The sequence below is a fragment of the Roseomonas sp. KE2513 genome (assembly GCF_016107305.1).
Lineage (GTDB): Bacteria > Pseudomonadota > Alphaproteobacteria > Acetobacterales > Acetobacteraceae > Roseomonas.
Genome location: NZ_RCVR01000014.1, coordinates 23275 through 49660 on the forward strand (window position 1 = coordinate 23275; position 26386 = coordinate 49660).

Annotated in this window: 30 protein-coding genes; 28 read left to right on the forward strand and 2 right to left on the reverse strand. The window is 69.4% G+C overall.

Annotated features, from left to right (window positions below):
- The first annotated feature begins 713 nt into the window (after positions 1–713).
- From D9599_RS15375 to D9599_RS15480, 23 genes are all read left to right on the forward strand, one after another.
- Positions 714–1667 (forward strand): DUF3991 and TOPRIM domain-containing protein, encoded by a 954-nt coding sequence (locus D9599_RS15375; RefSeq protein ID WP_232480546.1) that lies wholly within the window; start codon positions 714–716, stop codon positions 1665–1667.
- On the forward strand, positions 1664–2002 hold the full coding sequence (locus tag D9599_RS15380) for a hypothetical protein (protein ID WP_198382166.1): 339 nt from the start codon (positions 1664–1666) through the stop codon (positions 2000–2002). The genes D9599_RS15375 and D9599_RS15380 overlap by 4 nt, the downstream gene beginning before the upstream one ends.
- The gene (locus tag D9599_RS15385) at positions 1986–4037 is read left to right on the forward strand and encodes an ATP-dependent helicase (protein ID WP_198382167.1); all 2052 of its coding nucleotides are present in this window, start codon (positions 1986–1988) and stop codon (positions 4035–4037) included. The genes D9599_RS15380 and D9599_RS15385 overlap by 17 nt, the downstream gene beginning before the upstream one ends.
- Positions 4038–4088: 51 nt before the next feature.
- Entirely contained in the window at positions 4089–4934 is an 846-nt protein-coding gene (locus D9599_RS15390; protein WP_198382168.1) for a hypothetical protein, read from the forward strand.
- A gap of 202 nt (positions 4935–5136) precedes the next feature.
- Positions 5137–5310 (forward strand): hypothetical protein, encoded by a 174-nt coding sequence (locus D9599_RS15395; RefSeq protein WP_198382169.1) that lies wholly within the window; start codon positions 5137–5139, stop codon positions 5308–5310.
- Positions 5307–5675 carry a hypothetical protein gene (locus D9599_RS15400; protein WP_198382170.1) on the forward strand — a complete coding sequence of 123 codons (369 nt, stop codon included), beginning with the start codon at positions 5307–5309 and terminating at the stop codon, positions 5673–5675. Before D9599_RS15395 ends, D9599_RS15400 begins: the two co-directional genes overlap by 4 nt.
- A 56-nt stretch (positions 5676–5731) precedes the next feature.
- Entirely contained in the window at positions 5732–6322 is a 591-nt protein-coding gene (locus tag D9599_RS15405; protein WP_198382171.1) for a hypothetical protein, read from the forward strand.
- 3 nt (positions 6323–6325) lie between these two features.
- On the forward strand, positions 6326–7129 hold the full coding sequence (locus tag D9599_RS15410; RefSeq protein ID WP_198382172.1) for an XF1762 family protein: 804 nt from the start codon (positions 6326–6328) through the stop codon (positions 7127–7129).
- Entirely contained in the window at positions 7126–7455 is a 330-nt protein-coding gene (locus tag D9599_RS15415; protein ID WP_198382173.1) for a hypothetical protein, read from the forward strand. Before D9599_RS15410 ends, D9599_RS15415 begins: the two co-directional genes overlap by 4 nt.
- Before the next feature lie 116 nt (positions 7456–7571).
- Positions 7572–7946, forward strand: coding sequence for a hypothetical protein (locus D9599_RS15420; protein WP_198382174.1), 375 nt, complete (start codon positions 7572–7574; stop codon positions 7944–7946).
- Between the two features lie 158 nt (positions 7947–8104).
- Positions 8105–8452, forward strand: coding sequence for a hypothetical protein (locus tag D9599_RS15425; RefSeq protein ID WP_198382175.1), 348 nt, complete (start codon positions 8105–8107; stop codon positions 8450–8452).
- 11 nt (positions 8453–8463) lie between these two features.
- The gene (locus D9599_RS15430; protein ID WP_198382176.1) at positions 8464–8796 is read left to right on the forward strand and encodes a hypothetical protein; all 333 of its coding nucleotides are present in this window, start codon (positions 8464–8466) and stop codon (positions 8794–8796) included.
- Between the two features lie 142 nt (positions 8797–8938).
- Positions 8939–9913: an ArdC family protein gene (locus tag D9599_RS15435; RefSeq protein WP_198382177.1), complete on the forward strand. Its 975-nt coding sequence runs from the start codon at positions 8939–8941 to the stop codon at positions 9911–9913.
- A complete protein-coding gene (locus D9599_RS31380) occupies positions 9910–10236 on the forward strand; it encodes a hypothetical protein (RefSeq protein ID WP_232480547.1) in 327 nt (108 codons plus the stop codon). Before D9599_RS15435 ends, D9599_RS31380 begins: the two co-directional genes overlap by 4 nt.
- The gene (locus tag D9599_RS15440) at positions 10196–10918 is read left to right on the forward strand and encodes a phosphoadenosine phosphosulfate reductase family protein (RefSeq protein ID WP_232480548.1); all 723 of its coding nucleotides are present in this window, start codon (positions 10196–10198) and stop codon (positions 10916–10918) included. The genes D9599_RS31380 and D9599_RS15440 overlap by 41 nt, the downstream gene beginning before the upstream one ends.
- Positions 10919–11087: 169 nt before the next feature.
- Positions 11088–11552 (forward strand): DUF6876 family protein, encoded by a 465-nt coding sequence (locus tag D9599_RS15445; protein WP_198382178.1) that lies wholly within the window; start codon positions 11088–11090, stop codon positions 11550–11552.
- A 52-nt stretch (positions 11553–11604) separates the two neighbouring features.
- The gene (locus tag D9599_RS15450; RefSeq protein WP_198382179.1) at positions 11605–12063 is read left to right on the forward strand and encodes a hypothetical protein; all 459 of its coding nucleotides are present in this window, start codon (positions 11605–11607) and stop codon (positions 12061–12063) included.
- A gap of 9 nt (positions 12064–12072) precedes the next feature.
- A complete protein-coding gene (locus D9599_RS15455) occupies positions 12073–12255 on the forward strand; it encodes a hypothetical protein (RefSeq protein WP_198382180.1) in 183 nt (60 codons plus the stop codon).
- Positions 12252–12923, forward strand: a complete 672-nt coding sequence (locus D9599_RS15460) for a hypothetical protein (RefSeq protein WP_198382181.1) — start codon at positions 12252–12254, stop codon at positions 12921–12923. Before D9599_RS15455 ends, D9599_RS15460 begins: the two co-directional genes overlap by 4 nt.
- On the forward strand, positions 12908–13201 hold the full coding sequence (locus D9599_RS15465; RefSeq protein ID WP_198382182.1) for a hypothetical protein: 294 nt from the start codon (positions 12908–12910) through the stop codon (positions 13199–13201). Before D9599_RS15460 ends, D9599_RS15465 begins: the two co-directional genes overlap by 16 nt.
- Positions 13202–13553: 352 nt before the next feature.
- A complete protein-coding gene (locus tag D9599_RS15470; protein ID WP_198382183.1) occupies positions 13554–18644 on the forward strand; it encodes an N-6 DNA methylase in 5091 nt (1696 codons plus the stop codon).
- 396 nt (positions 18645–19040) lie between these two features.
- Positions 19041–20795, forward strand: a complete 1755-nt coding sequence (locus D9599_RS15475) for a ParB N-terminal domain-containing protein (protein WP_198382184.1) — start codon at positions 19041–19043, stop codon at positions 20793–20795.
- 67 nt (positions 20796–20862) lie between these two features.
- Positions 20863–21177 carry a hypothetical protein gene (locus D9599_RS15480; protein ID WP_198382185.1) on the forward strand — a complete coding sequence of 105 codons (315 nt, stop codon included), beginning with the start codon at positions 20863–20865 and terminating at the stop codon, positions 21175–21177.
- Between the two features lie 384 nt (positions 21178–21561).
- Here D9599_RS15480 and D9599_RS15485 read toward each other — a convergent pair.
- Both D9599_RS15485 and D9599_RS15490 read right to left on the reverse strand, forming a co-directional pair.
- Positions 21562–22319 (reverse strand): IS5 family transposase gene (locus tag D9599_RS15485; RefSeq protein ID WP_198382186.1). Its coding sequence is split into 2 segments (ribosomal slippage): positions 21562–21986 and positions 21986–22319, totalling 759 coding nucleotides; the frame shifts between segments, so codons are not numbered across the junction.
- 111 nt (positions 22320–22430) lie between these two features.
- Positions 22431–23366, reverse strand: a complete 936-nt coding sequence (locus D9599_RS15490) for a LysR substrate-binding domain-containing protein (RefSeq protein ID WP_198382187.1) — start codon at positions 23364–23366, stop codon at positions 22431–22433.
- Positions 23367–23479: 113 nt separating this feature from the next.
- On the opposite strand from D9599_RS15490, the gene D9599_RS15495 reads away from it, so the two are divergent.
- The 5 genes from D9599_RS15495 (at position 23480) to D9599_RS15515 (ending at position 25993) form a co-directional block, all read left to right on the forward strand.
- A complete protein-coding gene (locus tag D9599_RS15495) occupies positions 23480–24274 on the forward strand; it encodes a type 1 glutamine amidotransferase domain-containing protein (protein ID WP_198382188.1) in 795 nt (264 codons plus the stop codon).
- A 71-nt stretch (positions 24275–24345) separates the two neighbouring features.
- A complete protein-coding gene (locus D9599_RS15500) occupies positions 24346–24642 on the forward strand; it encodes a putative quinol monooxygenase (RefSeq protein WP_066521495.1) in 297 nt (98 codons plus the stop codon).
- Positions 24643–24653: 11 nt separating this feature from the next.
- Positions 24654–24830 (forward strand): hypothetical protein, encoded by a 177-nt coding sequence (locus D9599_RS15505; RefSeq protein WP_156450915.1) that lies wholly within the window; start codon positions 24654–24656, stop codon positions 24828–24830.
- 17 nt (positions 24831–24847) lie between these two features.
- The gene (locus D9599_RS15510; protein WP_178823784.1) at positions 24848–25588 is read left to right on the forward strand and encodes an SDR family oxidoreductase; all 741 of its coding nucleotides are present in this window, start codon (positions 24848–24850) and stop codon (positions 25586–25588) included.
- 111 nt (positions 25589–25699) lie between these two features.
- A complete protein-coding gene (locus tag D9599_RS15515) occupies positions 25700–25993 on the forward strand; it encodes a putative quinol monooxygenase (protein ID WP_037093999.1) in 294 nt (97 codons plus the stop codon).
- The last annotated feature ends 393 nt before the right edge of the window (positions 25994–26386 follow it).

The following is a 26386-nucleotide window of genomic DNA, read 5'->3' on the forward strand; positions in this document are numbered from 1 at the left end:
AGCCGCTACGCCCCCCACCAAAGAAGTAGGTGCTGGAAAAGTAGGAGGTGATGAGGCCACTCCGCCGCTCGCGGGCCGCCGTCGCCCTCCGGCACGCGAGCCTAATGACTGGCGACAAGGCAAGTCCATGGTCCAAGTCGCGTTGTCCGAGGATAGCCATGTAGAGCTGAGTATCATCGCCAAACGACGTCGAATGACGCTCAGTCAACTAGCCCGGGAAGCGCTTGATCTCTGGCTGGAGAACCATGGTCACTCGCTGCGCATCAAATGACCTCCACGCCTCATGAGGCCATGATAAAATTATCTCATGACCTCATGAAGTTCCGTCGGCGCATTAGCTAGGTGGCAGTTATTGTTTGTGCGGCCCGTCAATGGCCGCCTACCCCGACTGCCTGTCGCATCAACCTGCCACAGCCTCAACACCGCCTCTGGGGGTCTACGGACGGGCGCAGCGAGCATGCCCGACCTACTCGAAATTAGAGGCGACATCTTTTTCCCGTTCGCGCCACTGCCCGCGAACCTGAGCCGGACGCGCTCAGGGAGCCAAGAGGCATGGGAAGCAGGAGGGGAGGGGGGAAGCCGCTACCGCTAGCGGCTGACGCGCGACAAGGGTGCGTCGCTGCGCTCCCGGGCCGGGGCAGGCCCCGGCCGCGCCCTTGTCCCGCGCCCGCCTCGCGGTCGGCGGGTGGAATCCAGGAGAAGGATTCCGATGGATGAGTGGTCAGGACGAGGAGCTGCAGCGGCTGCGGGAAGGCGTGAACTGCGCCGCGCTGCTGGAACGCATGCCGCCGCCGTGGAGGCTGGACAAGGCCGAGAGCACCCGGGACTGCCTGAAGTACCGGCGCGGCCAGGGCGAGATCATCATCGTCAACCACGGCGGCCACGGCTGGTGGGATGCTGGTAGCACCGCGAAGGGCGACGTGTTCGGGCTGGTGCAGCACCTGCGCCCGGACCTGAACTTCGGCCACGCCCGCAAACTGCTGCGCGAGATGGTCGGCCTGCAGCCCAGCTTCCCCGAGCATGAACGGGCGCGTTCGCGCGGGGAGGGGAGCGCTCCGGCTGCCGAGCGTTGGGCGGCGGCGAAACCGCTGAGACCGGGCTCGCGGGCTTGGCGCTATCTTGCCGAGGTCCGCCGGTTGCCCAGCCCGGTGCTGCGCGCCGCCACGGCGGCCGACGCCATACGGGAGGGCGGCTACGGCACCGCGTGGTTCGCGCACCGCGACGAGGCGGGGGCGCTCACCGGCTTTGACATGCGGGGACCGGAGTTTCGCGGCTTCGCCAAGGGCGGGGACAAGACCCTGTTCCGGATGCCCGGCTGGATCCCCTTGCGTGCGGTGCAGCCGCGCCGGCTGGCCGTGGCCGAGGCGCCGATCGACGCCCTCAGCCTCGCCGCTGTCGAGCGCTTGCAGGGCGACACCCTGTACGTCGCCACTACGGGGGGCATGGGGCCGGGGTCGGTTCGCGCCCTGGATCTGCTGCTGGCGCAGATGACTCCCCTACCGGGTGCCTTGCTGGTCACGGCCACCGACAACGACCCGCCGGGTGAGCGCTACTCCGCCTTCCTGGCCGAGCGCGCCGCCGCGGCGGGCGTGCGCTGCGAGCGGCTGCTGCCACCTGGCGGGCTGAACGACTGGAACGACGTCCTGACAAAGGGGAGGGGGGCATGAGCTTCACCACCGAGAGCACCGCCACGGCTCCCAGCCTGGAGGCAAACGTGCTCGCGCGCGCGCTGCACGCCGCCTTCCTCCGGCTGCCCCCGAAGCTGCAGGCCCGGTGTGTTGTGCCGCCCACCGGCGATGCCGCGATCGACCAGCCGGTGCTGGTCGAGGCCGACAACGGCTGCGACCACTACCGCGGTGTGGTGGTTGCGGGCGAGCGCGACCAGGACGGCCGCTGGCTGCTGGACGACGCCTTCACCCTGCTCAGCCTCGACCACGACGACGGTCCGGACGCCGCTCTGATCGTCTGTCACGGATGGAACTGCCATGCCGACCGCATCTGACAATTCTGATTCTCTCAACCGCGCCCGCTTGGTCGCCGGGCTGACCCGCTCGCAGGGCGAGGCCGCCGGGATGCACGGGCCGGTGCTGGTACTGGCGGGGGCCGGAACCGGCAAGACCAAGACCCTGACCGCCGGTGTCGCCCTGCGCATCGCCGAGCGCGGCATCCCGGCGCAGCGCATCCTTGCCGTGACCTTCACCAACAAGGCGGCCGGCGAGATGCGCGAGCGCATCGTCGCCCTGATAGGTGGGCAGGCGGCACCGTCCTGGATCGGCACCTTCCACGGCCTCGGCGCCCGCCAGCTGCGGCAGGAGCCGGAGATGGCCGGGCTGCGCGAAGGCTTCGACGTGCTAGACGCCGACGACAGCAAGCGCCTGCTCAAGCGCACCATGAAGGCCATGGGCGCCGAGGCCTGTGACGATGACAGCATGGGCAAGGACCCGGTGAAGGCGGTCTCCGGCCACATCAGCCGCTTCAAGGACAACCTCATCACCCCGGGCGAGGCGACTATCCGGGCCGAGGCCATGCTCGCGTCCAATCCGCTGGCCGACGCCTCCGGGCTGCGCGCCGCAGCCCGCATCTACCCGGAGTACCAGCGCCGGCTGCGCGAGGCCAACGCTGCCGACTTCGGCGACCTGCTGCTCTGGCCCACCGTCGCCATGGGAAGGGACGAGGAGCGCCGGCTACGCTTCGCCGGTCGCTTCTCCTGCCTGCTGGCCGACGAGTACCAGGACGTGAACGCGTCCCAGTACCGCTGGCTCCGGCTGATGGCCAAGGACCATGGCGAGATCTTCGCCGTGGGTGACGATGACCAGGCGGTGTTCGGGTGGCGCGGCGCGGATATCGAGTACATCCGTCGCTTCACGCGCGACTTCCGCGGCGCCGCCCTGGTCAAGCTGGAGGAGAACTTCCGCTCCACCGGCCATATCCTCGCCGCGGCCAACGCGGTGATCGCGCGCGACGAGACGCGGTTGGGCAAAACGCTTCGTCCGACCCGTGAGCAGGGCCAGCCGATTGAGGTGGTCAGGTTCCGCAACGACGAGGCCGAGGCCATCGGCATCGCCGCCGAGATCCGCAAGCGCGGCGCCGAGGGCGTGCGCTGGCAGGACATCGCCGTGCTGTACCGCGCCAACCACCTGTCGCGCGGCATCGAGGAGGAGCTGCTGCGGGCCAAGGTGCCCTACGTGCTCGTGGGCGATGTCGGTTTCTACCAGCGCGCCGAGGTGAAGGATGCCCTGGCACTGCTGCGCCTCGCCACCTGCCCGGACGACTGCCAGTCCGACGAGGCGTTCCGCCGCGTCTGCAACAGCCCGCCGCGCGGCATTGGCCCGAAGGCGCTCGACCTGCTGGAGCGCGATGCCGAGTGGCGGGGTTCCTCGCTGCTCGGCGCCTCCCATACCGCCGAACTGCCGCCCAAGGTCAGGGGGGCGGCCGGAGCCTTTGCGGACGCCGTACGCTCGGTCGCGGCCGATGCAGGAGCCACGGTCGCCGACCGCCTGTCCATGCTGCTCGACCGCACCGGCTACCGCCAGTGGCTGCGCGACAGCCGGGCCGAGACCGTGGAGGGGCGGCTGGAGAACCTGGCCGAGCTGGTGCTGCTGGCCGGCAGCTTCCACTCGGCGGCCGAGCTGCTGGAACATGCCGCCCTGGCCAGCGCCGCCCCGGGCGAGGACACCGAGGGGCGGGTGCAGCTGCTCACCCTGCACCGGGCCAAGGGGCTGGAGTTTGCCCACGTCTTCCTGCCGGCGTGGAACACCACTGTGTTCCCGAGCCAGTACGGCGAGGCTTCCGAGGAGCGGCGCCTCGCCTACGTGGCACTGACCCGGGGCAAGGAGCGGGTAGCCGTCAGCTACGCCGAGTTCCGCCGCGGCTACGTCGATCCCTCGCCCTTCCTCGACGACATCCCGGCCGACAACCGCCACGAGGGCTGGCTGCGCCCTGAGGTACGGCGACAGACGCGGGCCTCGCCGCGCCAAGCCGGCATGGACGCCCTCAACGAGATGCTCGCCGGCCTGCGGGCCCGGCCGACGGCATAGCAGCCCGGCCTGCAGGCCGCTGCTCGATTACATCCCCACAGGAAACCAGCGATGCACACCGCAGCCTCCTTCATCCAGCGCCTCGAGCGCTACCGCTCCTCGAACGCCGTACCCCATATGGTCTGGGTTGCGGACTGGCAGGCCGAGACCGAGCGATGGAGCGATCCTGTGCTTCTGCCCCGCAGCAACGTCGAGCCGGCCCTCGCGGCGGCCGAGTTCGTGCAGAGCCTGGACCGGGAGATGGACCGTCAGGCCGCGGACAGGTTCTTCTCCGCCTGGGGCGGTCGCGTGGCCTGGTTCTTCTGCCGCCGGGAGGGGGACGTCGCGGTCGCCTATCTTCGTCAGGCCGTGGGGCACCATTCCCCCATCCTCATGGGCTGGACGGACAGGGTGGAGAACAAGATCCAGGATCTGGCGCACGCCCATCCGCTCCTGGCACGCTTCCTGGATTTGAGAGAATACAGTTGGGACACCCCGGAGTACCGGACCCTGTGTGCCGACCTCGGCCTCGATCCGGACTTCCAGCGGCCCTGTCCTCTGCCGGAGTATGCGGAGATGGGCGGCCAGCTGATCCGCTGGCTCGGCAAGCAACTCAACATCCTGTCTGTTATCGGGCCGGCGATGGACGATCCACGGTGGGTGCATCTGAATCTGGCGAGGGACATGGTCACGGCCCTGCTACCCGAGGGCCGTGAACGCCCCTGGACCATCCGCGAGATCCTCGGGCGTCTCAAGGACGTGCCCCCGCATACCGTGCCATGTCGTGACGAGTTCCTGCGGGCGTTCGCAGACGTTCCTGCCGCCGAGCCCGGAGAGCGGTCGTGGCGGCCAGGGCCACCTCCGGGCTTCTTCGCCCGCGTCGAGGCACTGCTCAGGCGTCCCGTGCAAGGGCGCTGAGGGGCGTCGAAGAAAGGATTGAGAAGAAAGGGGAGGGGAGGGGGGCAGAGTGGCAGGAGGCCCTGCCACCCTCTCCCGAAGCGCGGCAAGGGTTCGTCGGCTTGCGCCTCCCGCCGCTACGCGGCGCCCTGGCCTCGCTCCGGTCGGGGCGGCCGGCGGGCTGGGTCTTCGAGAAGAAGACTCAGCAGAAGGAATGGGATCCATGGATCTCGCAGAGCGCGTTGCCAGGCGTAGGGGCCGTAGGCAGGACATCGAAGCCGCCGTCGGCCTGATCTTCATCGTTGCCATCCTGCTCGGCGGCGCTGTGCTGCCGGGCTTCCTGGCGCAGCACGCTTCCACCGTCACGGTGCCCGCCCACCGGGAGGCCCGCCGGTGAGCCCCGTCATCCTGCCCGATATTGACGGCCATCTCACCGTCCGGGCGCTGCAGGACGACATGGCGGATGGCTTCGCCCTGTCCCGCGCCGATTGCTTCCCGGTTGTCGAGGTCGCCATCGTCCACGGCGGCGCCGACCGCGGCATCGGCGAGACCGAGGCTTACGTCGCGCTGCTCGCCCGCGCTCCCGGCATGAAGCGCCTGCTGGACGAGGCTCTGGCCTTCGAGGCCGGGGCCTTCGACGAGGACGAGCCGGTGTCGGGTGCTGACCTGGTGGAATGGTTCGCTGGCTGGCGCGGCCGGGCCCGCAAGCTGCTGACGCAGCCGCTGCCGCCGCTTCTTCCGGTGCTCGATCCGGAATCCTGATGGGCGCCCCGCGCCCTCCCGACTGCCCTCTTCATCCCGGTCCGAAAGGAACCCACATGTCCATTCCGGCACGGTTGCCCCGGCTGCTCGTCCTGCGTCCCTACCTCGCGCAGGCCACCCGTGACGCTGCCTACGCCCACGTCGACGCCCTGGTGATGTACACGCGCGACGGCACGATGCCGTGCCGCTACGGCGAGCTGCGGCCGCTGATGTGGCACGAGGACGGGGCGCGCCCGATCCTGCACGAGAACTTTCGCTTCACCTGTCAGGTTGATGACCGGCAGACCGCGCCCTACGCGCTGCGCTACGGCTACATGCCGGAGAACGGCGAGGTGTTCACCACGAGCGATCTCGCCCGCTTCGGCAAGCCGCTCGCCGCCCTGCAGCGCGCCATGGCGCGGCTGGTCGAGCAGGAGGGGCGCACCGAGGATCTCGGCCAGATCCTCGCCCGGCTGGCCCGCGTGCTGCGGGTCGATGGCACGGTGCTGCTGGAGGTGCGTGAGCACGGCAGCTTCTTCGAGGAGAACCACCGCATCCGCCTCACGGCCGAGGCGCCGAACCTCGGTGAGATGATCCGCGATCTCGGGGCGGTCGCGCGGGAGCTGCACCTCCGCTGCGCCGAGCGGCTTGGCCGTCGGGCAGCCTGAGCCGTGGTCCTCGCTTGCGAGGCGCCCGAGAGGGCCGCCGCGATCTGCTCCTGGTGCGGCGAAGCTGCCGTGCTGGAGCTGGCGGAGGCGTGGTCCGACCACGCTTTCCAGCTGGAGACCTGCTGCCACGCCTCCTATGAGGAGGTCTGCGCCGGCATGGCCGATGACCCGGCCTGGGCGCGCGGTCTGCTGCGCCACCTCGGTGCCGAGGTCCTGCTCGGCCACGGCCTGCGCCGGGTGGCCGACACCGGCTGCGGCCAGTTGCTGCTGGACTGGAAGCTGGAGATCCGGCCGGTGAGCTTCACTCGCGCCGCCAACTTCGTGCGGCGTCACCACGCCCACAACGCCGCCCCGACCGCTTGGCGCTACGGGGCCGCCATCACTAACGGCGCCACGCTGCTGGGCGTGGTGATGGTCGGCAACCCGGTCGCCCGCGGCCTGATGGGCCGAGGCACGGTCGAGGTGAACCGGCTGTGCATCCGCCGCGACGTTCCGCGCGCCCTGGCCTGGAACGCCTGCTCGCAGCTGTACGGCTGGGCAGCGAGAGAGGCCGAGGCACGCGGCTTCGAGCGCATCGTCACCTACACCCGGGCCGATGAGGAGGGCGGCAGCCTCCGCGCTGCGGGCTGGATCAAGGAAGCCCACGTTCGCGGCCGGTCGTGGAACAGCCCCACGCGGGCGCGCACCGACCGTGCCCCGCTGATCGACAAGCTCCGCTGGAGCCGGACGCTGAAGCCCCGCCGTGCGCTTCACCGGCTGCCCGTGCCGCCGACCATCATGCCGCTGACCCTGGATGCCGCGGCATGAGCCGGCCGCCGATCCCGTGGAGCGCGGCCGATCTGCTCGACCTAGCCCGCGCCGCCGAGGCCCTGGGCGCCCTGAGCTTCCAAATGGCCGAGCGCTTCGGCCCCGACGATGGGCTGGAGCTGTCCTGCCGCGCGACGGCCGCGCTGCTTGAGCGCGTTCTGCGCGACGAGGCCGATGCCGCCCTGCGCCACACGATCATGCGCCGCCTGGAGGCTGAGGCCGACCATGCCAGGGAGATGCAGGAGACGAGCCCGATCGGCGAGAGCGAGGAAAGCGGTGAGAGAGCCGTGCCGCACGGCGGCCCGGCGCCGCAAGGGGAGGCCTGACGGCCCGCGGCTGCGCCGCGCCCTTGCCCCGCCGACCCGCGTCCGGCCGCGGCGGAGGGGTCGAGGCAGGATGGACCGGCCCCGGCGAACACATCCACTTAGAAAGGGACCACCCCGTGGCCACCACCAGCATCACTCTCTCCGCCTACCCCGGCCGCCGCGTGCGCGAGGGCGGGTGCATTTCGACGCAGATCGGGCTGTGCATCGGCGGCGGCTCGCCGCAGCGCCGTCTCGCCGTCGAGGGCCTGGGCGGAATCACCCGCGCCGTGGCCGAGTTCGGCCGCGACGTGCTGGCCGCCAACCCTGACGCCAGCTTCGATATCTTCGTCAGCATGGCCAAGGGCCAGCGTAAGCCGCGGGGCTTCTACGACGCCGAGAAGGCTGGAACCTTCGCCCACCACGCTTTCCTGCGCGAGGACGTCGGCGAGGACGCCACCTACCGCAAGCTGGTCAGTCCGCCGGTTTCGGGTGCGGCCGCGCTCGCAGCATGAGAAGGCGAGAGGAGGAACAGAGGTGAGAGGGGGAGAGGTGCCGCACCCCGTCCCCCGCCGCAAGGGCGAGGGCCTGACGGCCCGCCGCTGCGCGGCGCCCCTGCCCCGGCGGCGCGGGGCGACGGCCGCCCGGGAGGTGTTCGGAAAGGAACACCGCCATGGAAATCCGCCGCCTTGCTGCCCGCCCTGGGCCGGACCTGTTCACCCGCATCCCCGCGGCCAACGCGGGCGAGCCGATCGCCTGCACCCGCTGCAGCGCGACCTTCGACACCGATCCGACGATCGCCGTCGCTTGTCCCACCTGCGGCGCCCTGGAGGGGGAGCGCTGCCGCCTGCCGCCGCAGGGCGGCTTCCACCGCTCGCACTACACGCGTGCCCACATCGCGCTGCGCAGCGGTCGCATGAGCGCCTGCGGGGCGCTGACCTGGGACAGGCTGCACGCGCTGCCTGTGCGGCTCCCTGCTCCATCTCGTCCCGCCGTCATGGCCGACCACGCGAGCCGGTGAGGAACCACCCGATGAATGCCATCCGCCACTTCCTCGACCTGTCCAACGCCCATCTTGCGAACCAGGACCGAGCCCTCCTCGAAGCCTGCGCCGGTCACGATGCCGGCGAGCTGCTCTGCGCCAGCACGCCCTACGGCTGGTTCGTCTTCGCCTGCGAGGAGCGTCCGCAGATCTCCGACACGCTGTGGGCCCTGTTCGAGGAAGCGCGTCGGCACGGCTGTGAGTACCTCCTGTTCGACAGCGACGCCGCGAGCCTCGACGGCTTCCCGGTGTTCGACTGGGAGGCCGAGGGGGCCACAGCAGAGAGGGCGGAGGAGGAAGAGGAGCTGACGCAGGCAGGATGAAGGGGAGAGGGAAGGGCCGTCCCGCACCAGGGTGGCCGCCGCAAGGGTTCGTCGCTGCGCTCCCGCGCTCCGCGCGCCCTTGCCCCGGCCACCCCGGACGCGGGGGCGGGAGGGTGTTCCGAGAAAATGAAAGGGAACACCGATGGCCCAGTCCCGCCGCCAGTCGTCCGAGCGCCCGGCTCCCCGCGACCACTACGCCGAGATCACCGACCAGGTGGTCGCGGCCCTCGAAGCCGCTACGGTGCCGTGGCGCCGCCCCTGGGACCAGGACAAGGCCGCCGCCGGGCCGCTGTCGCTGCGCAACGCCGTCACCGGTCGGCGCTATCATGGCATCAACGTGCTGCTGCTCGGCATGACCGGGATGGGCTTCGCCGGCGGCGATCCCCGCTGGCTCACCTACAAGCAGGCCGAGGGCAAGGGCTGGCAGGTCCGCCGCGGCGAGCGCGGCTCGCGCGTGTTCTTCTTCCGCAAGCTGACCCTGCGCGACGGCGACGCTGCGCCTGATGCCGGCGGGGAGGGGGAGGGCGGCACCCGCACCGTGCCGGTGCTGCGCGCCTACACCGTGTTCCACGCCTCCCAGGTGGACGGCATCCCCGCCTTCGAGGCGCCTTCCGTTGAGGAAGCGTCCTGGCGCACGCCCGAGGCGGCCGAGACCATCCTGCGCAACAGCGGCGTGGTGTTCCGCGAGGGCGGCGACCGCGCCTACTACTGCCCGTCCACCGACCACATCCAGATGCCGCCGCGCGCGGCTTTCGCCACGCCGGAAGGCTACTGTGCCACCGGCCTGCACGAGCTGGCGCACGCCTCCGGCGCTAGGCATCGCCTGGACCGCGACTTGACCGGCCGCTTCGGCAGCCATGCTTACGCCCAGGAGGAGTTGAGGGCGGAACTGACATCGGTGTTCGTCGGCGCCGAGCTGGGCCTGCCCTGCGACATCCCCAACCACGCCAGCTACGTGGCGTCCTGGCTGCGCACCCTCAAGCAGGATAAGCGCGAGATCTTCCGCGCAGCGGCCGAGGCGCAGCGCATGGCCGACTACCTGCTCGGCTTCCACCCCGAGCACGCCCGCGTCGCGGCCGAGGAGGCGCGGCGCGACGCGCCCGCCGAGGAGGCGTGAGCGCCGTCGTGCTGACGCGCGAGGTCGGGGACGCGCCCGACCTGCGCTCCTACGACCACCTCGTGCTGTTCACCTCCGGCGGCAAAGACGCCACGGCGTGCCTGCTCGACCTTCTGGAGCGCGGTGTGGATCCGGCGCGCATCGAGCTGCACCACCATGAGGTGGACGGCCGCGGCGCAGCATTCATGGACTGGCCGGTGACCAGCGCCTACGTTGCCGCCCAGGCTGCAGCCTTCGGCCTGCCGCTGCTCCGGTCCTGGCGAAGGCGGCTTCGAGCACGAGATGCTGCGCCAGGATGCACCGACGGCGCCGATCCTGTTTGAGACACCTCATGGCCTCATGAGGACAGGAGGGAAGGGGCCGCGCAACACCCGGCTGCTGTTCCCGCAGACTTCGGCCGACCTGTCGGTCCGCTGGTGCTCGGCTGCCCTCAAGATCGGCGTCGGCGCCGCTTCCATCGCCGGACAGGACCGCTTTCTCGGCCGCCGCACCCTGGTCGTGACCGGGGAGCGGGCGCAGGAGAGCGCGGCGCGGGCGCGCTACGCCACCTTCGAGCCGCACCGCACCGACACGCGCGGCGGCGCACGCCGGCCGCGCCACGTCGACCACTGGCGCCCGGTCCACGGCTGGGACGAGGGTCGGGTATGGGATGCCCTGCAGCTCCACGGCGTGCGGCCGCACCCGGCCTACGAACTCGGCTGGTCGCGCCTGTCCTGCATGGCCTGCATCTTCGGCTCGGCGGCGCAGTGGGCCACCATCCGCCTGATCGCCCCGGCGCTGTTCGAGCGCATCGCGGCCTACGAGGAGAAGTTCGGCCGCACCATCCAGCGCGCCCGCTCGGTCCGCGCCCTAGCCGACCTCGGCCGACCCTATCCGGCTGCCCTGGCCCGCCCCGATCTCGTGGCGCTCGCCCTCGGCGAGAGCTGGGACCTGCCGATCCTCGGCCTGCCCTCGGCGTGGCCTCTCCCGGCGGGTGCCTTCGGCGAGGCCGTGGGGCCGACCTGAGAGGGGAGGGACGAGAGAGACGGATCTGCCGCACGCCGACCGGGTGCCGCAAGGTTGCGTCGGCTCTCGCCTCCCGCGCTGCGCGCGCCCTTGCCCCACCCGGCGCGGGTGTCGGCGGTCGTGGAGGGGAAGCCCCGGAATGAAGGGGGCGGAACCGAGGAGCCGGGCCGTGAGCGCCAGCATCGACACCCTTTCCCGATATGCCCCCGCGATTCCGCAGGGCAGCGACGACGAGCACCGCGTGGAATGGCTCGGCATCGGCCTGCAGATCGCCTTCGCCGAGCGGCTGCGCCAGGACCTCGCCGGCTATCGCGATGCCGAACCCGCCGGGCGGCACAACTACGCCGGGGTGACGCTGCGGCTCACCAAGGGCGTGATGCACCTAGCCAACGAGGCCGGCTGCTTCTGGCTGCTGGATCAGGTTTGCACGGCCCAAGCCGATCCGGCCGTCCGCCGCCTGCCGGTGCAAATCTGGACATTGGGCGTGTCCCGCGACCGCTCCGCCGCGCTCGCCTGCGGCGACGGGCGCGGCCGGGTGCTGCACGACCGGGCGGTCGCCTGGACTGACTTCCCGCTCACCGCGGTCGCGCTGCGCGTCGAGGCCAAGCTGATCGCCCTGCGCTCGGAGCGCTGAGCCCCTTCCCGGCTGCCCCTTTTCTTCCCACCCCGCGCATGAGGAGGCCCCCATGGGCTGGCTCGTTGCCGATCGTCCGCTCGCCCACGAAACGCCGGCGGACTATCTCACCCGGCTCTATACCAACGAGACCGATGCCGCCCGCAGCGAGGTGCTGGCCGCCTCTCAGCTCGGCCGCGCCGTCTACATGGCCGTTCGTCACCGCCACAAAACCGGCGAGCACGCTGGTCGGACCTACACATTCGCGGCCGTCATCCTGGTGTTCAACAACGCCAAGGACGGCTTCGGTCGCAAGTCGATGAGCGAGTGCAGCGGCCCGTGCGAGGTGGACTGCCCCACACGCATCATGGCGCTGCTTTCCCCCGTCGAGGAGATCCCGGACCCGGGCAGCGCGGCCGACTGGCGCGAGCGCGTCGCCGTGGCCGTTGCCGAGCGCCGCGAGGCCGCCGCCGCGGCCCAGCGCTTCCGGCCGGGGCAGAGGCTGCACCTCACTGAGCCGCTCGGCTTCTAGAAAGGCAGGGTGATCGCGATCGAGTTCGAGGTCGTGCCGACGCCCGCCGGGCGGCGCGGGCCGATCTTTCGCCCGGTCGGGCAGAGCTTCCTGTGCCGGCTGCCCAAGCATCTCTTGGCCGTGGCGATGGCCGCTCCGTCCACTGGCCCAGCCGTGCCGGCGCGGGCCGTGCAACTGGCGCTACTGCCGTGATGGCCTGGGAGGAGTTGCCCGACGTTCTGCCGGAACCGGGCCCGCATCCGCTCGACGGGCAGGAGGACCGCTCGCGCCTGCGCCTGACGCTGCGCGACGGGCGCGTGATCGAGGGCATCTACAACCCGATCACCCGGCAGCATTTCCTGCACCGCACCGGCCCCGGCCTGCCGCTGGTCGGCAAGGTGGAGGGACCGCTCCTCGCCGCCGACGTCGTCGCCATCCAGGTGGTGATGACCCGCGACGAGATCCGCGAGCACGCCCGCGAGCTGCTGCACGGCCCCCGCGTGCCGGGCCGGGAGCCGGTCACGCGCGACGACTTCGAGCACCGCCTGCAGACCCTGGCCCGCGCGGTCGCGGCCGTGCCCGAGGCAGAGTGGCAAATGCAGGTCCGCCTCAAGCGGCAGTTCGAGGCCTGCGCCGAGCGGATCGCGCTCGGCCCGGGCAAGCAGGCCTGGATGCTGGCCGAGGCGAAGTGGGCGCGGCGCTCCAACGCTCCGCCCACCATGGCCGACCTCTGGGTCGATCCGGTGGCCAACCCGTCCTGCTTCGCGCGGCCCCGACCGCAGGACTTCGATCCCGACCCGGCCGTGCGACGTCGCCGCGTGCCGCCGCCGCCGGAGGTGCGGGCCGATCCGCACTCATCCCCAACATGCTTGCCGCCCTGACCGGGCAGGGCCTCAAGGCCCGGATCACCCGGCTGGGCGATCCCGCACACGAGCGTGACCACATCCAGGTGGAAATGCCCGTGAAGGGGCGGGCCCGCTTCGTGCTGATCGGCGAAACCAGCGAGGGCGTCACCGGCTGGCGCGCGGTCTGGGACGGCAACGACAGCAAGGCCGGGCTCAAGCGCCGCCGGCAATCCGAGGCGACCGAGGCCTACCGGCTGATGCTCGCGGCGATGCGCGAGGGCGGCCGCCGAGTCCAGTCAGACCTGTTCGCGTGAGGGCTGCGGATCATGACCTCATGAGGGCATGAGAGGAGGGTTGAAAAGGGATAGAGGAGGAGAACCGCTGCCACCGCGGCCCGGGGCGCGGCAAGGGTGAAGTCGCTCCGCTCCCGCCGCTGCGCGGCGCCCTTGCCCCGCCCCGAACCGGGCGGCCGGCGTGGAGGGGTCACGAGGAAGAAGATGGATCGGGAAAGGGGATGATCCCCGACCCGGCCTGACCTCGACCGGCGCCCCCGAGGGCGTCGCCCCCACCAGAGTCCCCACCCACCACCAGCACCGCGTCACGCGCACCCGGCCGCCCCATTGGGCCGCCGGGCGCTCGCGCGTGCGCGCACGGGAACCCCGCGCCATGGCCAAGACCGCCCCCGCTTCCGCCCAGCTGAGCCTGTTCGACACCACCGCGCTGACCTCCCCCTTCGGGCTGTTCGGAGGGAGCAGCGGCGGCCTGCTGCCCGCCCTGAAGGGGGACGATGACGACGACGACGACGACGCGGCCGCGGCGCCGATTGCCCCGGCGATCCCGCGCGTCGTAGCCCGCGACTTCCGCCTTGCCGGCGATCGCGGCCTCGCTGCCGGCTGGAAGGCCCGCGCGGCCGACAACCTAGCGGCCATCCGCCTGCTGCAGCGGATCGAGGGCGAGACCCGGCCGGCGACGGCCGAGGAGCAGGCCGTGCTGGCCCGCTTCGTCGGCTATGGCGCCGGCGACCTCGCCAACACCCTGTTCCGCCGCCCCGGCGAGGCGTGGCGCGAGGGCTGGGCCGAGCAGGGCGACGGGCTGGAGCAGGCCGTGTCGGCCGCGGAACTGGCGTCGTTGAGTCGCTGCACCCAGTACGCCCACTTCACCCCGGAATACATCGTTCGCGGCGTGTGGGCCGGGCTGGCCCGCATGGGCTTCCAGCGCGGCTCCATCCTCGAGCCGAGCTGCGGCACCGGGCAATTCCTGGCCCTGCGCCCCGAAGAAATCGAGGACTGCTCCGCCGTCACCGGCATCGAGATGGACCCGATCACCGCCCGTATCGCGGCGCTGCTCTACCCCAAGGCCTGGATCCGCAACGAGGACTTCACCCGCGCCAAGCTGGCCGAGAGCTTCGACCTCGCCGTCGGCAACCCGCCCTTCTCCGACCGCACGGTGCGGGCCGACGACGCGGCCGGCAAGCTCGGCCTCAAGCTGCACGACTACTTCATCGCCCGCGCCCTGGAGCGCCTGAAGCCCGGCGGCCTCGCCGCCTTCGTCACCTCGCACGGCACCATGGACAAGGTGGACCCCACGGCGCGCGAGCACATCGCCGCCATGGCCGACCTGGTGGGCGCCATTCGCCTGCCGGCCGGCGCCTTCGCCGCCGCCGCCGGCACCGACGTGGTGGTGGACGTGCTGTTCCTGCAGCGCCGCGAGCGCGGCGCCGCCGCCAACGGAGTGGAATGGGCCCACCTGGAGGAGGTGGTCCCGGCCGAGGACGGCGAGGCGGCGATCCACGTCAACGCCTACTTCGCAGCGCACCCGGAGATGGTGCTTGGGCGGCACGGCTGGACCAGCAGCCAGTTCGGCTTGACCTACGACTGCGCCCGCGACGGCCGCGACCTCGACACCACCCTGATGGAGGCCGTGGCCCGGCTGCCCGAGGGCATTCACCAGCCCCCGCACGCCGCCGCGGCGCCGGTCCGGGCGGCCAAGCCGACCCTGCTGGTCGGCACCGCCGCCGAGGGCGCCACGGTCAAGGAAGGCTCCTACCTGCTGGGCGACGACGGTACCCTGCTGCAGGTGGTCGACGGCCGCACCGAGGAGGTGGCGGTGAAGTCGGGTAGGGGCACGGTCGGCCTGTTCGCCAAGCACGCGCGGATCATCCGCGGCCTGATCCCGGTGCGCGACGCCGTGCGCGAGGTGATCCGCGCCCAGGAGCGTGACGAGCCCTTCGGCGCCGCCCAGGTGCGGCTGCGCGCCGCCTACGGTGCCTTCGTGCGCAGCTTCGGCCCCATCAACCTCACCAATGTCTCGACCTCGACCGACGAGGCCACGGGCGAGGTGCGCGAGAGCGTACGCCGCCCGAACCTGCAGCCCTTCCTGGACGACCCCGACAGCTGGCTGGTGTCGTCGATCGAGGAGTACGACCTCGAGACCGGCGAAGCGACCAAGGGGCCGATCTTCACCGACCGGGTGATCCACGCTCCCGCCGAGCCGGTGATCGTGTCGGCCGCCGACGCCCTAGCGGTGACGCTGGCCGAGCGGGCCGTGGTGGATCTCGACCGCATCGGTGAGCTGATCGGCCGCGACCGCGCCACGGTGCTGGCCGAGCTCGGCGACACCGTGTTCCTCGACCCCGGCCTGACCACCGAGGGCTTCGAGGCCTGGCAGACCGCCGACGAGTACCTGTCTGGCCACGTCCGCCGCAAGCTGGCCGCCGCCAAGGGCGCGGCAGTGCTCGACGAGCGCTACGCCCGCAACGTGGCCGCCCTGGAGCGGGTGCAGCCGGAGGATCTGCGGCCCTCCGACATCACCGCCCGCCTCGGCGCGCCGTGGCTGCCGGCCAGCGACATCGCCGACTTCATCCGCGAGGTGATGGGGGTGACGACCATGGTGCGGCACACCGTGGAGGTGGCGCACTGGAGCATCGAGATCCACCGCTTCGCGGGCGAGGCTTCGGCCACCTCCGAATGGGGCACGCACCGCCGCCACGCCGGTGAACTCCTCGATGATGCACTCAACGCATCAATTCCTCAGATCTGGGACGTCTGGCGCGACGAGCAGGGCGAGCACCGCCAGATCAACGCCCAGGAGACTGAGGCGGCCAAGGACAAGCTGGCCAAGATCAAGGGCACCTTCGAGCGGTGGGTGTGGACCGACAGCGACCGCGCCGAGCGGCTGGTGCGCCTGTACAACGACGCCTTCAACAGCCTCGTGCCGCGGCACTTCTCGGGCGAGCACCTGCAGCTGCCCGGCGCCTCCTCGGTGATCCAGCTGCGCGCCCACCAGAAGCGCGTCATCTGGCGCATCGTCGCCTCGGGCCAGACCTACATTGCCCACGCGGTCGGGGCGGGGAAGACCTTCACCATCGCCGCGGCGATCATGGAACAGAAGCGCCTCGGCCTGATCGGCAAGGCGATGCTGACCGTGCCGGGCCACTGCCTGGCCCAGGCCTCGCGCGAGTTCCTGCAGCTCTATCCGGGTGCCCGCATCCTGGTGGCCGACGAGACCAACTTCACCAAGGACAAGCGCGGCCGCTTCCTGGCCCGCGCGGCGACGGCCAACTGGGACTGCATCATCATCACCCACTCGGCCTTCAAGTTCATCGCCACCCCGGCCGAGTTCGAGCGCGGCCTCGTGCAGGCCCAGCTGGACGCCTACTCCGCCCTGCTGGAGCGGCTCGACGGCGACGACCGCATCGCACGCAAGCGCATCGAGCGCATGAAGGAGGGGATGCAGGAGAAGCTGGAAAGCCTGTCCAGCACGAAGGACGACATGCTGACCATCGCCGAGATCGGCGTTGATCAGGTGATCGCCGACGAGGCGCAGGAGTTCCGCAAGCTGAGCTTCGCCACCAACATGGGCGGCCTGAAGGGCATCGCCCCGGACGGCTCGCAGCGCGCCTGGGACCTGTTCGTGAAGTCGCGCTTCATCAGCACCATCAATCCCGGCCGCGCGCTGATCCTGGCGTCGGGCACGCCCATCACCAACACCCTGGGCGAAATGTTCACGCTGCAGCGCTTCATGCAGCCGGAGATGCTGGAGGAGCGCGGCATCCAGGAGTTCGATGCCTGGGCCTCCAACTTCGGCGACACCCGCACCGAGCTGGAGCTTCAGCCGTCGGGCAACTACAAGCCGGTCACGCGCTTCTCGGAGTTCGTCAACGTCGCCGACCTGATCGCCATGTTCCGCACCGTCGCGGACGTGGTGTTGAAGGACGACCTCCGGCAGTACCTGAAGCTGCCGACCATCACGGGCGGCAAGCGCCAGATCATCACCGCCCCGGCGAGCCCGGCCTTCAAGTCCTACCAGCGTACCCTGGCGGCGCGTATCAAGGCGATCGAGGAGCGTAAGGGCAAGCCCGAGAAGGGACAGGACATCCTGCTGTCCGTCATCACCGACGGCCGGCACGCCGCCATCGACTTGCGCTTCGTGGTGCCCGAGCAGGACAACGAGCCCGAAAACAAGCTCAACCTGCTCATCGACAACGCCTTCCGTATCTGGTCCGAAACCCGCGACCGGCGTTTCCGCAAGCCAGACGGCTCAGCGCACCCGGTGCCCGGCGCCACTCAGATGATCTTCTCGGACCTGGGAACCGAGGGAGCACTGGCGACGCGCGGCTTCTCCGCCTACCGCTGGATCCGCGAGGGGCTGATCGCGCGCGGCGTTCCGGCCGAGCGCATCGCCTTCATGCAGGACTACAAGAAGTCCGAGGCCAAGCAGTCGCTGTTCAATGCCATGAACAACGGCCAGATGGACTTCCTGCTGGGCTCCTCGGCCACCATGGGGACCGGCGTGAACGCCCAGCGCCGACTGGCCGCCCTGCACCACCTCGACGTGCCCTGGCTTCCCTCCGAGATCGAGCAGCGCGAGGGGCGCATCGAGCGCCAGGGCAACCAGAACGAGGAGATCGGCCTCTACGCCTACGCCACGCTGGGCTCGATGGACGCCCAGATGTGGCAGAACAACGAGCGCAAGGCGCGCTTCATCGCCGCGGCGCTGGGCGGCGACCGCTCAATCCGCCGGCTGGAGGACGTCGGTTCGCAGGCCAACCAGTTCGCCATGGCCAAGGCCATCGCCTCCGGCGACCCTCGCCTGATGCAGAAGGCCGGGCTGGAGGCCGAGCTGGCGCGGCTGGACCGCCTGCGCGCGGCGCACTTCGACGACCAGCACGCCGTGCGGCGGCGGGTGGCCGAAGCGCGCTCGACCATCGGCCGGGCCACCCAGGCCATCGCCGACACCGAGGCGGACTTGGCGCGGCGCGTCTCCACCCGGTCCGACGACTTCCGCATGGAGGTGGAGGGCCGGAGCTTCGCCGAGCGCAAGCCGGCCGGCGCCGCGCTGCTGAAGTTCATCCGCACCGTGCAGTTCGAGGGCCGCAAGGGTGACTGGGACCTCGGGCAGGTCGGCGGCTTCCCGCTCAAGCTGGAGGCCCGCCGCTACCGCCAGGGCGCCGACCTGGAGGTCCACCTGCTGCTCACCCGCGCCGGCGGCGAGCACGAGGTGCGGGTGGAGGACGACCTCACCGCCATGGGGCTGGTGTCGCGGCTGGAATACGATCTCGGCCGCTTCGAGGCGGAGTTGGCCGAGTACCGCCGGGCGCTGACCGAGGCCCAGCGGCAGCTGCCCGCCTACGAGGCGCGGCTCGGCGAGGGCTTCGAGTTCCAGGCCGACCTCGACGCCAAGCGCGCCGAGATGGCCGAGCTCGAGACCTCCCTGGCCCTGACCGGCAAGGAAGAAGCATTCCCCGCCGCGGCCTGACCTGCGGGCAAAAAGAAGGGCGGCGCCCGAGGGTGCCGCCCGAGTTTAGGGAGGAAACGTCCAAGAAAGGCAGCATCGGCAAGCCGGATGCTGCGCTGCACAAGATCGCGTCGGGAGGATTGAAAGGCAAGTTGTTTGTGCGACGCAGCATGCTGGTTTGAGGAAGAAGGAGAGGGGGAGAAGCGGTCGCACCCGGTCGTGCCCCGGCACCGCTTCGCTCCACGGCCGCCTGCGCAGCCCGGCCCCGCTAGGCCGCACCCCGCTGCGCGGGCCGCGTCCCGCGCCGGGGCAGGGCCGCTCGCCCGCCGTGGTGCCGGGGCCCGTCCGGTCGCTGCCGGGGAGGGGTCAACCCAGGAATGGGAGGACAGGAACCTCTGCGGAGCGGGAAGCCCGACCATGAAGCTCATCGAGATCGACCCCAGGAAGCTGCGCGACAACCCCGAGAACCCCCGCCGTACCACGGCCGGGCCGGAAGCCGACGCCCTGCTGCTGGCCAACGTGCAGGCTGTTGGCATCCTGCAGCCGCCCACCGCGCGCGAGCGCGACGGCGAGGTGGTGCTGATCGCCGGGCACCGTCGCCGCGACGTGGCGATCAAGGCCAAGCTGAAGAGCATCCACGTCCTCATCCGTGAGGACGGCGACGACGTCGTGGCCGGAGCCGACGGGGTGCGCGCCTTCGCCGAGAACATGGTCCGCGCCAACATGAACCCGGTGGATCAGTGGCGCGCGGTCGAGGCTCTGGTCAGTGAGGACTGGACGCCGGAGGCCATTTCCACCGCGATGAATATGTCGGTGCGCCGAGTGAACGTGCTGCGCCACATGACGCACATCCTGCCGGCCATGCTGACGCAGATGGCCCGCGGCGACATGCCCACCGAACAGCAGCTGCGCACCATCGGCCTTGCCTCGGCCGAGGAGCAGGCCTCGGTGTGGAAGTCGCAGAAGCCGAAGCGGAACGAGCGCGCCAACTGGCACATGATCTCGCACGGGCTCGACAAGCGCCGGGTCTCCTTCACCCTCGCGAAGTTCGGCGCGGCCGAGACGGAAGCGTTCGGCATCGTCTGGGAGGACGACCTGTTCGCCCCGGGCGATACCGATCCGCGCTTCACCACCCAAGCCGATGCCTTTCTGCAGGCGCAGCGGTCCTGGCTGGAGGCCAACCTGCCCGAGGGTGGGGTCATGGTGGGGATGGATGAGTACCACCGCCCGCAGCTCCCGCCCCGGGCGCAGCAGCTCTACTCGTCCAGGCCCGGCCCGAACGACACGGTGGGCTACTACGTCAACCACCGCACCTTCGAGGTGGACACCGTCCTGTTCCGGATGCCCGAGCCGGTCCAGCGCCGCGCCTCCACGGGCGGTGGGACCGGCGAGGACGACGTGGCACCCAAGGCCGTGCGCCCCGACCTTACCCAGAAGGGCGAGGCCATGGTGGGCGACCTCCGTACCGAGGCGTTGCACACCGCCTTCGCGGAGGCCGAGATCGGCGACGACGCCTTGATCGGCCTGCTGGTGCTGGCCCTGGCCGGGAAGAACGTTAGCGTTCGCTCCGGGGCCCATGGCAACGACATCGGCAGCGGTGAGCGCGGCTCGCTGGCCGCCTCGATCACCGAGGGCGGCGTGCTGACCGCCGACCCGGCCACGCTGCGCACCGCCGCGCGCGGCATGCTGCGCCAGGCGCTGTCCTGCCGGGTGGGCTTCTCCTCCTCCGGCAGGGCCGCGCGTGTCGCCGGCATCGCCGTGGATGCCGACGCCTGGTTGCCGACCACGGCCACCGAGGAGTTCCTCGGCAACCTCAGCAAGGCGGCGATTGAGCGCACGGCCACTGCCACGGGTGTCGTGCCACGCAACACCGGCAAAGCGACCCGCGCGGCGATCGTCGAGCAGCTGAAGGGCCGGACCTTCCTGCACCCGCTCGTGTGCTTCGACTTCACCGATGCGGAGCGGCGCCAAGCGGAGGCGGACCGCGCCCGTGAGGCCGAGAGGACCGCCCTGCGGCGCGGCGGCCACGCTGCGGATGAGGATGATGCCGGGGATGAGGAGGGGATGGAGAACCCGGAGCACCTGCTCGACGGCGACGAGGGGGAAGGCCCCGAAACTGGTGTCATGCCGCCGCCCGGCGAGGTCGGGGCGCCCACGGCGCACGCCGTTTGATCGACGTGGCCCGGCCAGAAGGCTGGGCCTCCCCTCTCCAGCTCACCCGCCCCGAGGACATCGCCCCATGGCCTTCACCACCGTCGCCGCGCGCGGCTCGGCCGCCGAGCCGTTCCAGCTCGCCGGCAAGGAACCGATCCACCACACTCCGGGTGCCCGGGACACCCACGACCGCCTGTTCGAGTACGCCGGGGGCCATCTCGGCTTCTACGGCTTCCTCCGTGTCGCCAACGCCCGCATTTCGGGGCGGGTTATGGTGGGCCTGCTGGACCTGCCCGACCGCCTCTGGCGGGACGCCTATGACGACGGTGTCCATCCCGGCGACGCCGCGAACGAGGCCATCACCGAGGCCGCAGAGGAAATGGGGTTCGCCGAGCCATGAGGGGCTACCGGTGAAGCCGTTCCGCCCGCATCCGCCTTGGCTGATCTACCGCTGCACAGGGTGGGAGGAGGCTGTAGAAAGTCCACTTCAGGATGTCTGCTTTGTGGTGAACGATCCGCAACGCGCCCCCGCCCCCACTCTGCCCAGTTGGAGGCCCCTCGCTGCCCGCCGTCTCCAATCCCGCTCAACCAAAACCTTTCAGGAAGATGGCAGCAACAGGCAATCAGCGTCCCCCGTAGCTACGTTCAACTCCCAGGCATCGTTGGCTCGGCCATGACGTGCTCTAGTGCTGATAGCGAAGTGACCTGGATCCGCCGCGCCCTACTCGATGGACGATCCCGATAGTAGCCGTCGCCGCGTCCCGCTAGGGTCAGGAATCGTTGATCACAGCCAGAAGATGACGGTGGCAGCGAGGGCGATGGCGGAGAAGAAGGCCGTAGGGCAGCGATCGTAGCGGGTGGCGACGCGGCGCCAGTCTTTGAGGCGGCCGAACATGATCTCGATGCGGCTGCGGCGCCGATAGCGGCGCTTATCGTACCGGACGGGCTCGTTGCGCGACCTGCGGCCTGGGATGCAAGGCTGGATGCCCTTGGCCTGAAGAGCGTCCCTGAACCAGTCGGCGTCGTAGCCGCGGTCGCCGAGCAGCCACTGCGCTTTTGGCAGGTCGTCCAGCAGCGCGGCCGCACCGGTGTAGTCGCTGACCTGACCGGCGGTCATGAAGAAGCTCAAGGGGCGACCGTTCGCGTCGGCGACGGCATGGAGCTTGGTGTTCATGCCGCCTTTCGTGCGTCCGATCAGGCGGCCGAGATCCCCCTTTTTACCCGCAGGCTCGATGCCGTGCGGTGCGCCTTCAGGTAGGTCGCGTCGATCATCACCGTTTTGGGTTCGGCGCCCACCGCAGCCAGACCTTCCATGATGCGCGTGAACACGCCTGCCTCACCCCAGCGCTTCCAGCGGTTGTACAGCGTCTTGTGCGGGCCGTACGCGCCAGGAGCATCGCGCCAGCGCAGCCCGTTGCGGTTGACGAACACGATGCCGCTCAGCACCCGCCGGTCATCCACTCGAGGCTTGCCGTGGCTCTTCGGAAAGAACGGCCGCAGCCGCTCCATCTGCTCATCCCTTAGCCAAAACAGGTCGCTCATCCCGGTCTCCTCGCGGAGCCTGAATCAGATCGCGACGCTCATATCAATGGGTCCTGACCCTAGGGAATGTTTGTGAAGTTCAACCGGCGTCGCTCGGCCGAATGAAGTCCATCACGTTGGCGACGTCATGGCTGTTGCTGCCGTCTTGTCCTTGAAGTCGGTGATGACTTCGCCGATCAGCGCCCGTAGCCAGCGGTGGGCGGGATCGTGGCGGTAACGGACGTGCCAGGCCATCTCGACGGGAAAGCTGCCGAGGTCGACCGGGGCGGGCAGGACCTTCAGCCGGGGGTCGTGCATCAGCTGTCGGCAGATGAGCGAGGGCAGGGTGGCGCAATAGTCGGTCACCGCTACCATCTCGGCTGCCGCGAAGAAGTTGGTCACGGAGATCGCGACGTCGCGCTTCAGCTGCTGCTGCGCCAGCGTCTGAAACAAACCGGCGCGCATCCGTCCGGGCGGCACGATGTTGACATGCTTCATCGTCTCGAACTGCTCGCGCGTCATGGCATCGCCGATGGCCGGATGATCGGCGCGGACCGCGCAAGCGAGGCCTTCATCCATCAGGTGCTGGACGACGAGGTTATCGGGCGGATCGACGATGCGGCCCAGCACGAGTGCCGTCGTGCCCGACACGACGCCTGTTTCCGCAAGATCGTTGCCGAAGGGGGTCAGGCGGAGCTTGATGCCGGGCGCGACCTTCTCCAGGCGCGCCAGGACAGCGGGGACGATGACGAACTCGACATAGCCGTTCGGCGCGATCGTGAAGAGCCGTTCGGCGTGTGCGGGGTCGAAGGCCTGCTGACCGAGGACCGCGTCGTCGAGCTGGGCGAGTGCCTCGGCGATCAGCGGTGAGAGTTCAAGCGCGATCGGGGTCGGCCGGATGCCATAGCGCTCGCGTACGAACAGCTGGTCCTGAAGCATCTGTCGCAGACGCAACAAGGCGTTAGAGAGGGCGGGCTGCGTCATGCCCATGCGCTCGGCAGCCCGCGTGACGCTGCGCTCCTCCATCAACGCGACGAAGATCGGCAGCAGGTTTAGATCGTAGCGCATGCAGTCATCCTGTGAGAAGTATATCTAACATTAGAAAGATAAACTTCTAGAATATATCAACGAGGCCCATTTCCCATCCATCGGCGACGGGCGCCGCGAACATGGAGGTTCAGATGAGCAAGGGTCAGGTTCTCGTTCTTGGATCGAACGCGACACAGCTCGGTCTGCGTAGCGGCAGTACCGCAACGGTCGGTCAGTATCTCAACGAGACGGCAGTCCCCGCGCTGGCACTGCTCGACGCCGGCTATGATATTGTTCTCGCTACGCCCAACGGGACCAAGCCGCACATCGACGCCGGCTCCGACACGAAGGACCACTTCGGCGGTGATGAGGCGGCATACCAGCGCGCCAAGGACTTCTTCGCCAGCCACCCGGCCATGAACGACGTCCGCACGCTGAAATCGGTCGTCGACGAGGGTCTGGACGGCTTCGTTGGCGTGTTCGTGCCGGGAGGTCACGCGCCCATCGTCGATCTGATGCAGGACCGCGATGCGGGCACGATCCTCCGTCACTTTCACGCGGCGGCCAAGCCGACCGCGCTCCTCTGCCACGGACCGGTGGTCGTTGTCGCCGCGCTCGACGATGCTCCGGCCTTCCGCAAGGCGCTGGAGGAAGGCGATGACGCCGGGGCGGCCGACCTGGCGCGAGACTGGATCTACGCGGGTTACCGCATGACAGTCTTTTCGGCGAGCGAGGAAAAGATCGCCGAGGAGCAAGTGCTGAGGGGCGAACTCTACTTCGACATGGAAAAGGCGCTGCGGTCGGCCGGTGGCGACGTCTCTGTCACCGACAAGAACTTCGCTTCGAATGTCGTCGTGGACCGGGAACTGATCACGGGTCAGAATCCCGCGTCGGACCGGGCCATGGCCGACGCGTTGATCGAAGCCCTCGATTGCGCCGCTGCGTGAGTACCAGGATGACGGGCGGGGCGCTCAGGATGCGCCCCGCTTCGGATATAACCAGGACAGGTTATGGTGCCATGACCGCCAACGTGAAGATCGTCGCCGTCCTAACCGCCCGTGCGGATACCGTCGACCGCCTGCGCGCTCTGCTCGACGCCATGCTAAAGCCAAGCCGTGCCGAACCGGGCAATTTGCGCTACGATCTCTGGCAGGACCAGAGCGATCCGAATCGTTTCGTGCTCGACGAGCTGTACGCGGACGCGGATGCAGTCGCCGCCCACCGTGCAACGCCCCACTTCCAGAACTACCTCTCTCAGATCGGCGATCTGTCCGAGCGCGCCGCGTTTGTCCTCAACCCCGTCTCGTCAACCTGAGGATGGTGCCAATGGGCAAGCCTGAAGAATGGGTGGGTACGGCACGGCTTGTAAAGGCGTTCGACACAGACGTGTTGCGGATGACCGGCCTGTTGGCACCTGCGCTTCGCGCGGGGCTCTTGGGCCTCATTCATCTACGCGCCTATCGCTGGCGCGGGGCCGCGATCCGGCGAAAAATCAACAACTGACTTGAAGGAATACAGTCATGACCAAGGGTATCGAAGGCAAGGTTGTTCTCATTACCGGCGGCAGCACCGGCATCGGCGCGGAAACCGCGCGTCTTCTCGCGGAACGCGGCGCCAAGGTGGCCATCGCCGCGCGGCGCAAGGACAGGCTCGACGAGGTCGTCGCGGACATCGCCGCAATTGGCGGCACGGCACGTAGCTACGCGCTGGACGTGACCGACAAATCGGCGGTCCAGTCCGTCGTCGCCGCAATCATTGCCGACTTCGGCCGCCTCGACGTGCTGATCAACAACGCCGGGCTGATGCCGATCCGTCCGATGGCCGAGGTCAACACCGACGAGTGGGACCAGATGATCGACGTCAATCTGAAGGGTACGCTCTACGGCATCGCGGCGGCCCTTCCCGGTTTTCTCGAGCAGGGCAGCGGTCACATCATCAACTTGAGCTCGGTTGCGGGCATCAAGGTCTTCGCACCGGGCGGCACGGTCTACTCCGGCACCAAGTTCGCCGTCAGCGCGATCAGCGAGGGCTTGCGCCACGAGGTGGGGGAAAAGGTCCGGGTCACGTCAATCGAGCCTGGAGCTGTCGAAAGCGATTTGAAGTTCACGACCTCTGGCGCGGCTGCCGAGACGGTGCTGGACTTCTACAAGCAGGCCATCCCGGCGGCATCGGTGGCGCGTGCTATCGCGTTCGCTGTCGAACAACCTGATGACGTCGACGTCAACGCGATCGTCATCCGGCCGACCGCACAGCAGTTCTGATTTCGACGAAGAGGCGGGGCCGCGTGTGCTCCGCCTCATGGGAAACCTACCGGCCCGCTCGTCCGTTACTTTGCCGAATAATATCTGTCCGCTTCACTTGAGGAGTCATTTATGCCCAAACTTGCCCTGTATGTACCACTGAAGGCCAAGCCCGGGAAAGAGCGCGATGTCGCCAATTTCCTGACCTCGGCATTGCCGCTCGTTCAAGCTGAGGCGGGCACTCTGACTTGGTATGCGATCGAGGAAGGTCCCGGTGCGTACGCGATCTTCGATACGTTCGACACAGAGGAGGATCGGCAGGCCCATCTTGACGGCAAGGTTGCCGCCGCACTGATGGACAAGGCAGAAGAACTGTTTTCTGAACCGCCGCAGATTCACAAGTTCACCCTGCTGGCCGCGAAATAGCGGAGCGGTCGGCACCCCAAGCTGCCGTTCGACTGTACGGTTTGGGACGTCTGCCCTCTGGAATGGACGGGCCTGCTTCTGAACTCAATAGAAGCAATACGGCAGGCCATCCGCGATAGTGGATGGCCTTATCTTTTTGCGCTTATACCGCTTTTGATGGTGCTGCTGATAAGGCTGCGTCTATGCACTGCGCCGTCATGGCGCCGTTGTTTTCGCAGGGATTTCTTGAGTGCATCAATCCGCCGCTTTTTAGACCTTCCCGGCCCAAGAAATCGAAAAGCCGCCGAAAATCGGTTCGAAAACTGCCGAACGGGAAGGAACCTTTCAGGCATCAGGCGGTTCAGGACTCTGAGATCAGTTGGAAAGATGCGAGTTCCTTCGTACCCATCCGCC

What these genes read in the sequence shown, in the direction of transcription:
- D9599_RS15515 (WP_037093999.1), top strand. Translation starts at nt 25,700, where the DNA reads ATGCCCAAACTTGCCCTGTATGTACCACTGAAGGCCAAGCCCGGGAAA.
- D9599_RS15505 (WP_156450915.1), top strand. Translation starts at nt 24,654, where the DNA reads ATGGGCAAGCCTGAAGAATGGGTGGGTACGGCACGGCTTGTAAAGGCG.
- D9599_RS15405 (WP_198382171.1), top strand. Translation starts at nt 5,732, where the DNA reads ATGTCCATTCCGGCACGGTTGCCCCGGCTGCTCGTCCTGCGTCCCTAC.
- D9599_RS15475 (WP_198382184.1), top strand. Translation starts at nt 19,041, where the DNA reads ATGAAGCTCATCGAGATCGACCCCAGGAAGCTGCGCGACAACCCCGAG.
- D9599_RS15395 (WP_198382169.1), top strand. Translation starts at nt 5,137, where the DNA reads ATGGATCTCGCAGAGCGCGTTGCCAGGCGTAGGGGCCGTAGGCAGGAC.
- D9599_RS15380 (WP_198382166.1), top strand. Translation starts at nt 1,664, where the DNA reads ATGAGCTTCACCACCGAGAGCACCGCCACGGCTCCCAGCCTGGAGGCA.
- D9599_RS15495 (WP_198382188.1), top strand. Translation starts at nt 23,480, where the DNA reads ATGAGCAAGGGTCAGGTTCTCGTTCTTGGATCGAACGCGACACAGCTC.
- D9599_RS15425 (WP_198382175.1), top strand. Translation starts at nt 8,105, where the DNA reads ATGGAAATCCGCCGCCTTGCTGCCCGCCCTGGGCCGGACCTGTTCACC.
- D9599_RS15440 (WP_232480548.1), top strand. Translation starts at nt 10,196, where the DNA reads ATGCTGCGCCAGGATGCACCGACGGCGCCGATCCTGTTTGAGACACCT.
- D9599_RS15480 (WP_198382185.1), top strand. Translation starts at nt 20,863, where the DNA reads ATGGCCTTCACCACCGTCGCCGCGCGCGGCTCGGCCGCCGAGCCGTTC.
- D9599_RS15390 (WP_198382168.1), top strand. Translation starts at nt 4,089, where the DNA reads ATGCACACCGCAGCCTCCTTCATCCAGCGCCTCGAGCGCTACCGCTCC.
- D9599_RS15510 (WP_178823784.1), top strand. Translation starts at nt 24,848, where the DNA reads ATGACCAAGGGTATCGAAGGCAAGGTTGTTCTCATTACCGGCGGCAGC.
- D9599_RS15490 (WP_198382187.1), bottom strand. Translation starts at nt 23,366, where the DNA reads ATGCGCTACGATCTAAACCTGCTGCCGATCTTCGTCGCGTTGATGGAG.
- D9599_RS15385 (WP_198382167.1), top strand. Translation starts at nt 1,986, where the DNA reads ATGCCGACCGCATCTGACAATTCTGATTCTCTCAACCGCGCCCGCTTG.
- D9599_RS15465 (WP_198382182.1), top strand. Translation starts at nt 12,908, where the DNA reads ATGCTTGCCGCCCTGACCGGGCAGGGCCTCAAGGCCCGGATCACCCGG.
- D9599_RS15500 (WP_066521495.1), top strand. Translation starts at nt 24,346, where the DNA reads ATGACCGCCAACGTGAAGATCGTCGCCGTCCTAACCGCCCGTGCGGAT.
- D9599_RS15435 (WP_198382177.1), top strand. Translation starts at nt 8,939, where the DNA reads ATGGCCCAGTCCCGCCGCCAGTCGTCCGAGCGCCCGGCTCCCCGCGAC.
- D9599_RS15415 (WP_198382173.1), top strand. Translation starts at nt 7,126, where the DNA reads ATGAGCCGGCCGCCGATCCCGTGGAGCGCGGCCGATCTGCTCGACCTA.
- D9599_RS15470 (WP_198382183.1), top strand. Translation starts at nt 13,554, where the DNA reads ATGGCCAAGACCGCCCCCGCTTCCGCCCAGCTGAGCCTGTTCGACACC.
- D9599_RS15375 (WP_232480546.1), top strand. Translation starts at nt 714, where the DNA reads ATGAGTGGTCAGGACGAGGAGCTGCAGCGGCTGCGGGAAGGCGTGAAC.
- D9599_RS15450 (WP_198382179.1), top strand. Translation starts at nt 11,605, where the DNA reads ATGGGCTGGCTCGTTGCCGATCGTCCGCTCGCCCACGAAACGCCGGCG.
- D9599_RS15430 (WP_198382176.1), top strand. Translation starts at nt 8,464, where the DNA reads ATGAATGCCATCCGCCACTTCCTCGACCTGTCCAACGCCCATCTTGCG.